We start from the raw sequence: 12,071 nt of genomic DNA, 5'->3' as shown, positions 1-12,071 counted from the left end.
GGATCAAATCTTCATGATGTAATGAAGGGACAGCGACGGCTGGGTGACGTCGACCGTGACGGTGTGGTCATGCGCCGGCACCGCATCGACGGTCGCGCGCGCGACGTGCGTGTGCATCGGATCGTTGAGGGTGACGCTGGTGACGACGTTGTTCGCGGATCCGCCTGCGTCGACGTTGCGCGTCGTGGTGCTGACGGTGCTACTGGTCGAAGCGTTCTCGACAGCGACGGTCGCGATCGGCGTGTGAGCGCCAGCGCTGCCGGTGTTCAGATCCTTCGACGTCGCACCGAACTTAGTGCCGGCCGGCGCATCGATCGTCGCGCCCACCGCGACGCGGCCGCGCATGTCGGGCGTCGTGATCTGGCCTTTCCCATCGCCGCGATCGACGACGCTGCCATCGCAGATTGCCCAACCCTTGGGGACGGAGTCGACTGCGCCGAACCACTGCAGGATCGAGCCGGTTGGCACGTGCTGTTCCAGCATAGCGCGAACGACCGCGACGGGCGCGACGCGCAGCGGATCCTCGCCAGCGAGACCCTCGGTCTTGGTTGCCAGCTCGACCACGCCCTTCTTCGTCGTGGTCGCGGCTTGGTTGAGGAAGTTCGTGCTGCCGAACGTCAGGCTGTTGATCGCGGTGGTCGGGAAGGCGAGATCGAGCGGCATGAAGAACGTGCCGGCCAACGGCTTCTCGACGATCGGCGTCGACTGGCCGTAGGCGGCGAGCAGCGTGCCATCGGCTAGGATCAGGCCGAAGCCGCGCACCGTGTAGGTGACCTCTTCCGCGTCCTGCATGACGATATGCACGGTGTTGTCGCCAGCCACGATGCCTGAAACGGCGGTGACGCGGCGAAACTCGCCGGGTAGCGCGGTCAGTGTTGGGGCAGCGATGAAGTCCGCAGCGGTCAGCCCGATCGCGGCGACTGTCAGGTCGATCGGATCGCCAAGCTGGGCTGCAGCGAAGCGCTGGATCCCCGCTTTCGTAAGGACGAGACGGAGCGCGGTCATAGGCTGGTGTCCAGATAGCTGCCGTCCGTGGCGTCGAGCAGCGGCTCGCCGGTCTCGGCCTGCAGATAGAAATCCCATTCGGGCGAGGTGTCAGCGACCAGGTCCATGTCCTGCCGCACTTCGATGAAGCCGCGTGCGACTCCCTGGACGCCGATAATGCCGTCCAAGGTCAGGGCGTGGACGAGCGTGAAGTGTTCGCGGAGCGGCTTTACGCGTGAGACCTCGCGAATGATCGCCTCGGCAAACGCCGCGGTTGAGCGGTTGCCGCCAGGCGCGGTGCCGTTGTCCAGCACGAGGGGCAGAACAATCTCGAAGGTATGAGGCGCGCGCCGCGGCTCTGCCTCGTGCCACTCGACCAATTTGGCGAGCTTATCGAAGCGTGCCAACACCGTCTCAACCGAGAGGCGCGTGCCCTTAAGCCGGTGGAACGCGAGCGAATTGCCGACAACCTCGCGTTTGTCCGCATCCGACCAGTTCCCGTCCCAGCTATCAACGGAGAGGCCCCACGCCAGCCAAGGCAACAGCTCTGCCGGGCACGTCTCCGCGACGTCGATTTGATCGACGGGGGTCGTAACACGGCCGGCGCGGACGCCGGCCTCTAACGCGCGCTCAAGGCCCGTCGCATTGGGTGGGAGCAGGCTAGTCGTCATAGCCGCCATGAATGACCGTGGAGGACGTGCAGAGAGCCGCTTCGGTTCGATCGCAAACGATGTCGGCCGCGGGGGAGAGGATCTGCACGCGCTGCACGCCGGAGACCGTCATGGCGGCGTTCATGCCGGAAAGCGTGACGTTGCGGCCGAGCCGGCGTGAGTCGGTCAGATACTTGTCGAGCCGTACGCGTGCCGTTGCGATCAGCAGCGCGGGATCCGGGCCGGCGAACGTCCAGATCCGCGCGTCGATGACGAAACGGCGCTGGGTTGCAGCGGCGACCGTGACCAGGTCGCCAACCGGGCGAACGGCAGGATCGGTAACGATGTCGCGAACCGCTTGGACCAGTGCGTCCGGCGCTGTGCCGTCGCCCGAACGCGAAAGGACCGTGACCAACACTTCACCCGGCGCGGGCGAAATTGCGCTTGCGTCCAGGACGTCGGTGCCGGCGTCCTTCGCGCGCTTCACATAGGCAAGCTCGGGACCTGCTGCGGCGAAGCCTTCCGGGCCGAGGACGATGCGCGCACGAAAGCTATCGTCGTCTTCGTAGCCGATTGCCGCACCGGTGGCGGCGTTGGCGGGGGTGACGGCGAGACGGGCGACGCCGATCGCCGCGCCGATATGGTCGAGGGTTGCGCCGGTCGCGTAGGCGACCAGGCGGCCGACCAGGCGTTCGTTGAAGTCCTGGCGAAGCAACAGTTCGTCGTAGGCGGCAACCTGCAGGACCTTCATTGCCGGATCACTGTCGACGGTCGCGTCGAAGTCGGGGAACAGCGCCACCATCCGCGCAACCTTGCGGGCTAGGATCGTCTCATAGTCGAGCAGCTCGACGATCGTCGGCGGATCGAGCTTCGACAGGTCGACTATGGCGGTGGTCGCGGTCATGACGCCGGCCATGTCGTCGGCGCGGCGAGGGCATGGCTATGGCGCGCTCTTGTAGAAACACATTCTACAAGATTAGTCCGGTGTTACCTGCGCAAGAATGAGATCGAGTATCCGCTGTTGCTCGGCTTCCGTCAGGCCGAGTAGTACGCGTCGGGCATAGCGTACCTTCGGTTGACCAGGTGCCGGGGCGTCCGACAGCCCGGCCTGGTGAATGCTGGCGATGCGCGATGCGCGACCGCCGAAGCCGACCCAAACTTCGTTGCCGTTGCCGCCCGCCTTCAGGCTCTTGGCCATGCGCAATTTGCGGAACATCTTCTGCTGGCGAAGCTTGCCTTTCTTCCGGCCGCGATCGGGCTTGGGACGGCGCGGGGCGAATGCCGCGCCCTCGGGATCGCGCTGGGCAGCGATACGGTCCGACTGGCTCTTGCGGATATCGCGGCCGATCGAGCGCATCAGCCGCGCGCGTTCCGGCGCGGCGGTACGGACCAGTAGATCGCGGACGAGCTGCTCGATCGGCGCGAAGTCGTTCATCGCGTGACGATCTCGACCATGCCGGTGCCTTCGTCGATCAGGCCGGCCCATAGGTTGGTGCCGGTTGGGACGCCGGCAAAGGCGTCGTTCATAACCGGTTCGGGTAGATGGGTGACCTTGAGGCCGTTCGGCTGTTGCTCGACGCGGACCAGCTCGGTCAGGTCAATCGAGATCGTAATGTCGCACGTCTCTGCGTCGAGCAGCTCCGATTCAAACGTGAAGGGCTTGCGGTCGCCCTTCTCGAATAGATCGGGTTGGTTCGCAGCTATCCATGCGAGGATCGGCACCAAGAGGTTGTCCACACTGCCCGAGTAGTCTTGCACCCACACCGAAGCGGTGTAAGAATACTCGAACGAGAGCGAGCCTGCGCGCACCGCCACATCGCCCTTGTCGACGAAAATCTCCATCTTCTCGGGGCTGTTCCCAATTTCGGGAACAGATGCGAGTAGATGTGCGCGCAGGGTATCGAGCTTTTTCACGGTGCCATCTTCGCGGCCGGGCAGCTGCCCGGCACGTTCCAGTTGACCAAGCGGTCGGCGCGATCGGCGTTGCCGGCGAAGGCACGGGCGAGGCGGATGATACCCGCGCGGATCTTGGTCGGGATCTGCGCGATCAGCGACGGATCCTCCGGCAGGCCCTCGGGGCGCGTAGCGCACGTAAGAAGCTCTGCCGGGGGCGTGTCCTTCACTTTCACCACGATCGGCGCTGGTATGACCGCTGGCGGGGCGTCAGCGGGCCGGGCGCAGGCCGGCAACGCCGTTAACAGCGCGAAACCAATCGCTATCGACAAGATTCGTCCGTTCAGCTTGTGCATCTGCCATCTCCATTCGTTGTGCGGCCGAGCTTGCTGCCTCGGCAGCAGCGCGCGCGGCGCGGGTGTCGTCGTTTTGTCGGGCGTCGTGATCGGCCATCGCCTGCGCGAGCGTGGCGGCGGTGAGCTGGTCGCTGTCACTCTTGAATTTCACCAGGCCGGCCACCGTCTGCGCGCATCGGACACCGCGCGCGGTGCTGCCCATTGCGGCGAAATCCACGCCCGATCCGGCGCAGATCAGTTCGGCGCGGTGCCGCAGATCGTCGCGGTCGGCGCTGACCTGGCGGTACTGGACGTACAGCCAGGCACCGACCGCAGCGACGGCAAGCAGGACGAGGAAGAAGGCCTCGGCCTTCACCTTGGCGAACAGAGTGCGGATCATCGGGGCAGTTCCTTCATGCAGAGGTCGCGCTCGGCGCGGCGACGGCGGTCGAGGCCGCGCACGACCTGGCCACCCGCCTTGTTCCACATCAGGAAGGCATCGCAGGCCCCGCGCCAGTTGCTGGCGTTGAAGCGCCGCGCGACGGTGGATCCACAATACCCGCCGGTGCCGATGTTATAGGCAAGGCTGATTGCGGCCGAGAGCTGGTTGGGATGCGAGCGCAGGATTGGCGTGCAAGCCAAGACAGGTTCGGCATGGCGAATGAGGGCCGCTTCTTCGCGCAGCTCGCACCCTGCAGCCGTCTCAACCATGCCGGGCTTCACGCCCAGCGTTTCGCCGCCACAGATCGTCCACACCTTGACGATGTCCTGGTATGCAACGAGGCGCGGCGTGCCGCCCGACTCCCATCCGGACACGAACGGGGTCACGATCAGCGCTGCGGCCGCGCCGATTACGCCGATCAGCGTCTTGGGGGGGAGCTTCTTCGCGGGAGTAGGGGGCGGTCCGTAACCGGGCATTACTTGGGGTCCTTTCGCGGGATGAGCGCGAGCAGCCGCTCGCTAAGCTTGCCGGGCAGTTCGGCGAGGACGGCGCTGCAGCCGGCAATGAAACCGGGGGCGCCCTTGAAGGCGACCATGGCGACGAGAAAGCCGATCGCCTGCGACACGAACGGGTGCATGCCGAACATCGCGTTGGCGGCGTTCGTGACGAAATAGCTGACGACGATGCCGACCCAGACTTGCGCGATCCGCTGGCCCCAGGTGAGGCCGGTTTCGACAAGTAAGCTGACGACAGACCCGAGGCCGGCGGGGACCAGGCTGATGACGAACGCCAGCAGCCAGGTCCCGAAGTCGTGGAGTAGATCCTTCATACGGTCAGTCCCACAGGTTGAGGACATCGGTGCGAACGGCGGTTGCCGGCGCGGCGATGGCGGGGAGGTTGATTGGCTGCCCCTTCGGCAGGATCGAGCCGAGACCGGCGACGCCGGGGTTGGCTGCAAGCACGGCCGGTAGATCGGCCGGCCCGAGGTTGCGTTCGCGCCAGATCAGCGCGTCGAGCGTATCGCCGTCGCGCGCACGAACGATGTCGAGCGACGAGGTCATATCAACTCGACCGTGGTGCGGGTGACGCCCAGCATGTCGCGGATCGCGTGGATTGAATCGCGGCGCAGCTCGGTAACGCTTGGTTCGAGATCCTCGGCCTTGCGCTGCCCGGCGCTGGTCAGATCCACGTCGCGATAGCGCTCGACGACTTCCGCCTTGGCGGCCGTGAAGACCGCGCGCAGGTAAAGCAGGACAAGCGTGTTGGTGCCGTCGATCGTCGACGTGGAGCCGTCCGACAACCGAACGTCGTCGAGCTTCCGGGTGCCGGCTGCGCGGTGGCTTAATGCCCAGGCGGCGAGATCGCGATAGACCGCCAGCATTGCCGCTATCAGCGCCTCGCGGGAGCGATCTGGCGTCACCGCGTCGCGGATCCGATGCTGCTTGCGAAATACCGCGGGATCGATGTCGGGAAAGAACCCGTCGTTGACGATCAGCGCCGGTGCGGGCGTTTCCTCATCCGGCAAGACAGTTGCGATCAGGCCGGTCACAACGACACGCTCGCGACGACGTCGAGCGCCTTGCAGCCCAGCAACGCACCAAGCGTCATCGCGCACCAGGCGTACCGGCGAGGCGTAATTTCGATCGGTCGGTCGCCCTTACGTGCGATGATCATGACAAAGCCGCCAAGCAGCGTGATCGCGACGGCCGCGACCAACGCGACGACGCCCACGAAGGCGATCAGGGTGCTGGCGAGGAAGTCGGCCATCGAACGGTCCTAGAAATTCACGGGGGTGGGGATCAGGTCGATCGACGGCCCTGCGGCCCGGAGGCCTCCCGTCTCGCGTGATCCGTCCCCGAGCGCCGGGGGCGAGCTTGGTCAGCCGGTGGTGTCGCCGGCCTGTGTTTCGGTGGTGGCGCTCGCATCTGCGGGGACGCCGTGAGAGGGGCGCGCGTCGGCGTTCTTGATGGCTGCGGCCTTCGCTTTTTCGAGACCGCGCAGCATCGTCTTCACGCCAACGCGTTCGTTTTTTTCCTGTGCGCGTGTCAGCACCGCCATGGCGCGCTCGATCGTCGGTACGATCGCGTCGCCAGTCGCCTCGCCAGCTGCACGCACCAGCTCGGCACCGATCGCCTTGAACAGCTTGGCCTTTGGTTCGTCGTGCATGTCGATGCCGTCCGTCAGCAGTTCGACGGCCTCCAGCACGTACAACGGGAAGGCTTCGCTCCGGGCCTGCGCTCGCAACGCCGCGTCCGCGATCTCTTCCAGGACCAGCGTCGCGGCATCGCGTACGAAGTGCTTAGGCATGGGGATGGAAAAGCGGAGGACGAAACTCGCCAGCATCAGGCCGCGCGTCCAGTCGCCAACGTCCAGGCACCAAACCATGATGCTCGGCAGGACATCGTCAGCGCCGGTGGGGTCCAGTTGCCGGCCTTCGACACGACGGCCGGCGTCCAGCAGCCCATCACACCATGCCTGATATTCCGGAAGCATCTGACGCTTGGCGGCGACCTTCAGCTCTTTGGATTTGATCTGCTTGAGGCGCTGGCGATCATGGCGAAAGCGCAGGGCAACGGTCGCGGCATTGCGGGCGGCCGGCGTGTTGCCGGTGGGAATGGGGAGTTGGTCCGCCGCGGCCGATGGTACGACCGCGGCGGTACGGGTGTGCCCGCCCCCGGATGCAGGAGCAGACGCCGCTTTCATGGCTAGGATTTGTTCCTGGCGTCGAGCGAAGCTCATGGCGTGTCCTGTGGGGGCGGGAACGGGGGGAAAGGGTTAGCCGCCAGCCGGCGCAGGCGCGGCCGGGGCTTTGCCCATGACGATGTTCTCGATCAGCACCGCCTTGCCCATGTCTTCGACGACATAGGCATGGTTGACGCTCTCGTAGTTCTCGATCTGGTCGCGCTTGGCGTTGTCCTCGATCTTGCGACGCTCGGTGCCGATCTGTTCATAGACCGACAGGTTGGCGAGCGTGGTGATGAGGATGGCGTTCTTGGGGAACTTCGGCACGCGGACCGCGGTCAAACCGCCGATCTTCTTGTCGGAAAGCAGGACGTCACGCGCGAGCTGCTCGGTCGCCTTGTCGCCGGATGCGTTGACGATCGAGAAATACTTGTCGTTGACGAGCGTGCGGCCGACGATGACGACCAGGTCGGTATCCTCGCGGTAATTCTCGTCGAGCAATTCGATGCCTGCGAACACCAGTGCGTCGATGTTGACGTAATCGACCTCGGAGCCAACCTCGCCAGCGCCGACATAGATCGCGCCTGCCGCGGTCACCACGCCGTCATCGTTGCGCGTCTCTGCCTTCAGCTCGCCGCCCGCGGCGTGGCGCTCCGGGGCGTCTTCGCGGATGTGCTGGAGCCAGCCCTTGTTGACGTCCTGAAGCAGCGGATACTTCGTGGCATCGGTGGTTTTGGCGACGAATACGCCGTTGAAACCGATCGTGATGATGTCGACGGCCTTGGCGCTGATGATCGCGTCGCGCAGCAGGGTCTGGAAATTCGGCTGATGTGCCCAGGCGTCGAGGGTCTCGTACCGCACCAGCGTGTCGAAGTCGGTCTTCTCGCAGCGGTAGCGCGTCTCGTCGAGATCGCCGGGGTAGCGCGGCTCGCGATCCTTGGTCCGGGTATCCGTGCGGCTGGCGATCGTGCCCTTCACGCCGACGCCGACCTTGTCGCCTTCCTGTGCGACCACCGGGATGATGTTGATCTTCGACAGGAAGTCGCTGGACGTTTTCAGCTTGGCGCGCAGCGTCTGCGCCACCGACGGCAGCACCTCGAACTGGCGGCTGGGATCAGCGACGTTGTTCAGCTTGCCGATCTGCTGGGTGTAGGCGTTGTACTTGTTACGGGTTGCGTTGAGCATCGGGGCGGTTCCTGTGAAGGCTGGGCGGTCGGGGCGGGTGGCTGACGATCAGCAGTCGGTAACGGCGTCGTCACCGCCGCCCGACGCTGGCGAGCGCGAGAAGCCCGGCTGTTCGGTGTTCGTGAGCTGCGTTTTGAGCGTCGCGAAATCGCGCTGGTGTGCAGTCTGCGCCTCCGTGATCGGCTTGAGCGCGGCCGTCACGACGCCGGTGACGATCGATTTGATGTCGGAGGCGAACGATGCCGGATCGAAGTTGTCGTTGGCCGGCTTAGGCTTCGGCTCTTCGATTTGCTTGTCGGGCTCCGCCGGCTTGAACTTGGCCATGACCGAGGCGAACAAACGATCGACGATGCTATCGACCTTCTCGTCATCGGCCTTCTTGGCTTCGAATTCGATGGTGACCGCGTCCGCGGCCGACGCGAATACGGTGCCAGGCGCGCGGTGCGAGAACTGCAGACGCTGCGTACCGATCGACGCGGGGGTGTCGGTGAACGCCAGGCCGATGATGCCGAACTTGCCGCTGCCGGCATAATTGGGGGTGAGTTCGACCGAAGGGTATGGCTTCTGGTCGGCCTTCGCCAGGGCGACGAGCTGGTCGTTGCCTTCGACGGTCGTGTAGAGCGCGCGGCGCTTTTCCGTCTTGCCGGCGATGACGATGTCGTCGGTCTTCGCTTCGAGCGCGACTACGTCGCCATAGCCGTTGAACGGGGGTTCGGGGCTGTAGCCCGAGACATGCTCGATGTTGATCCGCGGGCTGTACGTGGCCGGCGCGAACGTCGCGACGCACTCGTCGATCATTTCGGCGGTGACCTTGCGGCCATCGCTGATGGTTTCACCCTCTACGAAGGAGCGGAACGGCTTGCTCTTGGTGCCCATGGCGGCTGGTCCTCGGTTCGGTCGGTTGCGGCGCGCCAAGCGCCCGTTAGCGAGGTCGAACAGGGACCGAATACGGTGCCTTCCTCAAGCGCACGCTCTTGTAGAATGACTTTCTACAAGAGCCGTGGGGGGCGGGACGCGTATCGGCGTGGCTAGGCTGGCGGTGCCATGTCGATCCTTGCCGACCCACTCACTCTGCCCGTCGAAGAACGGATCCGCGCGGCGCGCAGCCTGTACTGGCGCGGATGGAGCCTGGCGCAGATCAGCTCCGAACTGGACGTAAAATACGACACGGTGAAGAGCTGGGCACGCCGGCACAACTGGGACGATGCGCCGTCGATCCGCAAGCTGGAGGACTGCCTTGAGACGCGCCTGATGGTGCTCATCTGCAAGGATAAGAAGACCGGCGACAATTATACCGAGTTGGACGCGCTACGCCGCCAGGTCGAGAGTCTGGCCAAGGTCCGCCGCTATGAAGCACCCGGCGGTCATTCTGGCGATCTGAACGACCGGGTCGCTAACCGCAACGCGGGCGAAAAGAAGAAGGCGAAGAAGAACCACTTCACCGCCGATCAGGCGGCCGAGTTGAAGGCGATCTTCCTCGACCAGTTGTACGGGTATCAAGAGGCGTGGTTCGAGGCGCTGTCGTTCCGAACGCGCATGATCCTGAAGTCGCGGCAGATCGGCGCGACCTACTATTTCGCGTTCGAGGCGCTGATCGACGCGATCGAGACGGGCCGCAATCAGATATTCCTGTCGGCGTCGAAGGCGCAGGCGCACCAGTTCCGTAGTTACATCGTCAGCTTTGCCAAGCTGGTCGGCGTCAGCCTTGCCGGCGATCCGATGAATATCACGTCGGATCTACGCCCGCCGGAAGAGGCTGCGGCCGAGCTACACTTCCTCGGTACGAACTTTCGCACTGCGCAGGGCCGTCACGGCAACTTCTACTTCGACGAATTCTTTTGGGTTCATAGTTTCGAGGAGTTGAACAAGGTCGCGTCGGGTATGGCGACGCACAAGAAGTGGCGTAAAACCTACTTCTCGACGCCGTCGACGATCGCGCATGCGGCCTATCCGTACTGGACGGGTGAGCGGCGCAACCGGCGACGTGCCAAAGCCGAGCGCGTCGAGATCGATGTCAGCCACGCCGCGCTGAAGGACGGCGCGCAGGGGCCGGATCGCATCTGGCGGCATATCGTCACGATCACCGATGCAGAGGCGGCGGGTTGCGACCTTTTCGACATCGACGAGCTGCGCGACGAATATGCGCCAGACGAATTTGCCAACCTGTTCGACTGCGACTTCGTCGACGACAGCCTGTCCGCGTTCCGGTTCAACGACCTCATCAAGTGCGGCTGCGACTCCATGGAGGACTGGACCGACTTCAATCCGGAGGCTGCACGCCCGTATGGCGAGCGCCCGGTTTGGGCCGGCTATGATCCGCAAAACAGCGAGAACGGCGACAATGCATCGCTGTCGATCATGGCACCGCCGCTCGTCCAGGGCGGCGCTTTCCGGCTGCTCGAACGCCACCCGCTGCGCGGGCTCGACTTCGAACAGCAGGCCACCTTCGTGAAGGGTATGCTGTCGCGGTACAATTGCACGTTCCTCGGCATCGACGCGTCGGGTGTCGGCGCCGGCGTTTACCAGCTGCTCGCCAAACCCGATGCCGGGATCAAGGGCGTCACCAAGATCGAATATTCGCTCGAGGTGAAGGCGATGATGATCATGAAGGCGCAGAACGTGATCTCGCGCGGGCGCATGACCTTCGATGCGAGCTGGCTCGATGTTGTCTCGTCGTTCGTCTCGATCAAGAAAACGCTGACCACCAGCGGCCGGAATGTCACGTTCAAAGCCGGCCGTGGCGGCGACGACGGCCACGCGGATCTCGCCTGGTCGATCATGCACGTCCTCAACAACGAACCCCTCGACGGCCGCGAAGCGCCCAAGTCAACTATGGAGATCCTATAATGGGCAAGTCACGCCGCATGGGCCGTCACGAGGCCGGCCGAGCCGGCGCGATCGCCACGACGCCGGAGAAGTCGACGTCGGTAGCGGCGTTTTCGTTTGGGGATCCCGAGCCGGTCAACAGTCGGCGCGAGATCCTCGATATGCTGGAATGCCCGCATAACGGCCGGTGGTTCGAACCGCCGATCAGCGTCGATGGCCTGGCCCGATCGTTCCGCGCGAGCCCGCATCATAGCTCGGCCATCCTGCTGAAGCGCAATTTGCTGGTGCGGTCGTTCACTCCAACACCGTGGCTGTCGCGCGGCGCGTTCGAAAAGCTGGTGTTCGATTATCTGGTGTTCGGCTTTGGTTTCGTAGAGCAGCGCCGCAGTGTCCTAGGCGGACTGATGCGCCTCGATCATTCCCTGGCTAAATTCACACGTCGCGGGATCGAAGAGGGCAGGTATTTCTTCGTGGAAAACCTAGCGACCGAGTTCGAGTTTCGACCAGGCAGCGTCATCCAGATCATGCAGCCCGACATCAACCAGGAGATTTACGGCGTGCCAGAGTATATCTCTGCGCTGCAGTCCGCCTTGCTTAATGAAGCCGCCACCCTGTTTCGCCGCAAATACTATCTGAACGGTAGTCACGCGGGTTTCATCTTGCATGCGACTGGCGAATTCTCCGATGGCGACGTCAACGCGATCCGCGACGCGCTGAAGCGCTCAAAGGGGCCGGGCAACTTCCGCAACCTCTTCGTCCACCAGCCTGGCGGAAAGGATGGCGGGATCAAGATCCTGCCGATCGCGCAGGTCGGCGCGAACGACGAGTTCATGGGCATCAAGAACGCGACGCGCGACGACGTACTGGCGGCGCACCGCACGCCCCCTGTGCTGCTGGGGATTGTGCCGGCGCAGGGCTCGACGCTCGGCAAGCCAAGCGAGGCGGTCGATATGTTTTTCGAGCTGGAGATCGAACCGATCCAGGCGCGCCTGTTGGACATCAACGAGGCGGTGGGCGTCAAAGCGGTCGCGTTCGCGCCGCGGAAGCCTGTCGTACCAAGCAGTTGAGCTTGTA

At 64.3% G+C, this 12,071-nt stretch carries 17 protein-coding genes; 2 read left to right on the top strand and 15 right to left on the bottom strand.

Going from position 1 to position 12,071, the window contains the following annotated elements; all coding sequences use genetic code 11:
• Positions 1-3 precede the first annotated feature (3 nt).
• The 15 genes from J4O76_RS02155 to J4O76_RS02085 form a co-directional block, all read right to left on the bottom strand.
• Entirely contained in the window at positions 4-1,005 is a 1,002-nt protein-coding gene (locus J4O76_RS02155) for a tail fiber protein (protein WP_426279968.1), read from the bottom strand.
• Entirely contained in the window at positions 1,002-1,655 is a 654-nt protein-coding gene (locus tag J4O76_RS02150; protein WP_426279967.1) for a phage tail protein I, read from the bottom strand. Before J4O76_RS02150 ends, J4O76_RS02155 begins: the two co-directional genes overlap by 4 nt.
• Positions 1,645-2,538, bottom strand: a complete 894-nt coding sequence (locus J4O76_RS02145; RefSeq protein WP_426279966.1) for a baseplate assembly protein — start codon at positions 2,536-2,538, stop codon at positions 1,645-1,647. Before J4O76_RS02145 ends, J4O76_RS02150 begins: the two co-directional genes overlap by 11 nt.
• 72 nt (positions 2,539-2,610) lie before the next feature.
• The gene (locus J4O76_RS02140) at positions 2,611-3,069 is read right to left on the bottom strand and encodes a phage virion morphogenesis protein (RefSeq protein ID WP_426279965.1); all 459 of its coding nucleotides are present in this window, start codon (positions 3,067-3,069) and stop codon (positions 2,611-2,613) included.
• On the bottom strand, positions 3,066-3,548 hold the full coding sequence (locus tag J4O76_RS02135; RefSeq protein WP_426279964.1) for a phage tail protein: 483 nt from the start codon (positions 3,546-3,548) through the stop codon (positions 3,066-3,068). The genes J4O76_RS02140 and J4O76_RS02135 overlap by 4 nt, the downstream gene beginning before the upstream one ends.
• Entirely contained in the window at positions 3,545-3,757 is a 213-nt protein-coding gene (locus J4O76_RS02130) for a hypothetical protein (protein ID WP_426279963.1), read from the bottom strand. Before J4O76_RS02130 ends, J4O76_RS02135 begins: the two co-directional genes overlap by 4 nt.
• A 40-nt stretch (positions 3,758-3,797) precedes the next feature.
• Positions 3,798-4,262 carry a hypothetical protein gene (locus J4O76_RS02125; RefSeq protein ID WP_426279962.1) on the bottom strand — a complete coding sequence of 155 codons (465 nt, stop codon included), beginning with the start codon at positions 4,260-4,262 and terminating at the stop codon, positions 3,798-3,800.
• The gene (locus J4O76_RS02120; protein WP_426279961.1) at positions 4,259-4,780 is read right to left on the bottom strand and encodes a lysozyme; all 522 of its coding nucleotides are present in this window, start codon (positions 4,778-4,780) and stop codon (positions 4,259-4,261) included. The genes J4O76_RS02125 and J4O76_RS02120 overlap by 4 nt, the downstream gene beginning before the upstream one ends.
• Positions 4,780-5,133 (bottom strand): hypothetical protein, encoded by a 354-nt coding sequence (locus J4O76_RS02115; RefSeq protein ID WP_056063737.1) that lies wholly within the window; start codon positions 5,131-5,133, stop codon positions 4,780-4,782. Before J4O76_RS02115 ends, J4O76_RS02120 begins: the two co-directional genes overlap by 1 nt.
• A gap of 4 nt (positions 5,134-5,137) precedes the next feature.
• Positions 5,138-5,365: a tail protein X gene (locus J4O76_RS02110; protein WP_056063734.1), complete on the bottom strand. Its 228-nt coding sequence runs from the start codon at positions 5,363-5,365 to the stop codon at positions 5,138-5,140.
• Entirely contained in the window at positions 5,362-5,853 is a 492-nt protein-coding gene (locus tag J4O76_RS02105) for a head completion/stabilization protein (protein WP_426279960.1), read from the bottom strand. Before J4O76_RS02105 ends, J4O76_RS02110 begins: the two co-directional genes overlap by 4 nt.
• The gene (locus J4O76_RS02100) at positions 5,850-6,071 is read right to left on the bottom strand and encodes a hypothetical protein (RefSeq protein WP_426279959.1); all 222 of its coding nucleotides are present in this window, start codon (positions 6,069-6,071) and stop codon (positions 5,850-5,852) included. Before J4O76_RS02100 ends, J4O76_RS02105 begins: the two co-directional genes overlap by 4 nt.
• A gap of 111 nt (positions 6,072-6,182) precedes the next feature.
• Positions 6,183-7,043 carry a phage terminase small subunit gene (gpM, locus tag J4O76_RS02095; protein WP_426279958.1) on the bottom strand — a complete coding sequence of 287 codons (861 nt, stop codon included), beginning with the start codon at positions 7,041-7,043 and terminating at the stop codon, positions 6,183-6,185.
• A 36-nt stretch (positions 7,044-7,079) separates the two neighbouring features.
• The gene (locus J4O76_RS02090) at positions 7,080-8,171 is read right to left on the bottom strand and encodes a phage major capsid protein, P2 family (protein WP_056063722.1); all 1,092 of its coding nucleotides are present in this window, start codon (positions 8,169-8,171) and stop codon (positions 7,080-7,082) included.
• A gap of 48 nt (positions 8,172-8,219) precedes the next feature.
• Positions 8,220-9,047: a GPO family capsid scaffolding protein gene (locus J4O76_RS02085; protein ID WP_426279957.1), complete on the bottom strand. Its 828-nt coding sequence runs from the start codon at positions 9,045-9,047 to the stop codon at positions 8,220-8,222.
• A gap of 168 nt (positions 9,048-9,215) precedes the next feature.
• On the opposite strand from J4O76_RS02085, the gene J4O76_RS02080 reads away from it, so the two are divergent.
• Complete coding sequence (locus J4O76_RS02080; protein ID WP_426279956.1) at positions 9,216-11,018, top strand: terminase large subunit domain-containing protein; 1,803 nt, start codon at positions 9,216-9,218, stop codon at positions 11,016-11,018.
• Positions 11,018-12,064, top strand: a complete 1,047-nt coding sequence (locus tag J4O76_RS02075) for a phage portal protein (RefSeq protein WP_426279955.1) — start codon at positions 11,018-11,020, stop codon at positions 12,062-12,064. The genes J4O76_RS02080 and J4O76_RS02075 overlap by 1 nt, the downstream gene beginning before the upstream one ends.
• Positions 12,065-12,071: the final 7 nt, after the last annotated feature.

This window comes from Sphingomonas sp. NFX23, assembly GCF_049887795.1.
Taxonomy (GTDB): Bacteria; Pseudomonadota; Alphaproteobacteria; order Sphingomonadales; family Sphingomonadaceae; genus Sphingomonas.
This window is presented reverse-complemented; position numbering and strand designations above follow the sequence as displayed.

Excerpts from the sequence above, each read along its gene's own strand:
- J4O76_RS02155 (WP_426279968.1), bottom strand. The coding sequence starts at position 1,005 with ATGACCGCGCTCCGTCTCGTCCTTACGAAAGCGGGGATCCAGCGCTTC.
- J4O76_RS02150 (WP_426279967.1), bottom strand. The coding sequence starts at position 1,655 with ATGACGACTAGCCTGCTCCCACCCAATGCGACGGGCCTTGAGCGCGCG.
- J4O76_RS02145 (WP_426279966.1), bottom strand. The coding sequence starts at position 2,538 with ATGACCGCGACCACCGCCATAGTCGACCTGTCGAAGCTCGATCCGCCG.
- J4O76_RS02140 (WP_426279965.1), bottom strand. The coding sequence starts at position 3,069 with ATGAACGACTTCGCGCCGATCGAGCAGCTCGTCCGCGATCTACTGGTC.
- J4O76_RS02125 (WP_426279962.1), bottom strand. The coding sequence starts at position 4,262 with ATGATCCGCACTCTGTTCGCCAAGGTGAAGGCCGAGGCCTTCTTCCTC.
- J4O76_RS02120 (WP_426279961.1), bottom strand. The coding sequence starts at position 4,780 with ATGCCCGGTTACGGACCGCCCCCTACTCCCGCGAAGAAGCTCCCCCCC.
- J4O76_RS02115 (WP_056063737.1), bottom strand. The coding sequence starts at position 5,133 with ATGAAGGATCTACTCCACGACTTCGGGACCTGGCTGCTGGCGTTCGTC.
- J4O76_RS02110 (WP_056063734.1), bottom strand. The coding sequence starts at position 5,365 with ATGACCTCGTCGCTCGACATCGTTCGTGCGCGCGACGGCGATACGCTC.
- J4O76_RS02100 (WP_426279959.1), bottom strand. The coding sequence starts at position 6,071 with ATGGCCGACTTCCTCGCCAGCACCCTGATCGCCTTCGTGGGCGTCGTC.
- gpM (WP_426279958.1), bottom strand. The coding sequence starts at position 7,043 with ATGAGCTTCGCTCGACGCCAGGAACAAATCCTAGCCATGAAAGCGGCG.
- J4O76_RS02090 (WP_056063722.1), bottom strand. The coding sequence starts at position 8,171 with ATGCTCAACGCAACCCGTAACAAGTACAACGCCTACACCCAGCAGATC.
- J4O76_RS02085 (WP_426279957.1), bottom strand. The coding sequence starts at position 9,047 with ATGGGCACCAAGAGCAAGCCGTTCCGCTCCTTCGTAGAGGGTGAAACC.
- J4O76_RS02080 (WP_426279956.1), top strand. The coding sequence starts at position 9,216 with ATGTCGATCCTTGCCGACCCACTCACTCTGCCCGTCGAAGAACGGATC.
- J4O76_RS02075 (WP_426279955.1), top strand. The coding sequence starts at position 11,018 with ATGGGCAAGTCACGCCGCATGGGCCGTCACGAGGCCGGCCGAGCCGGC.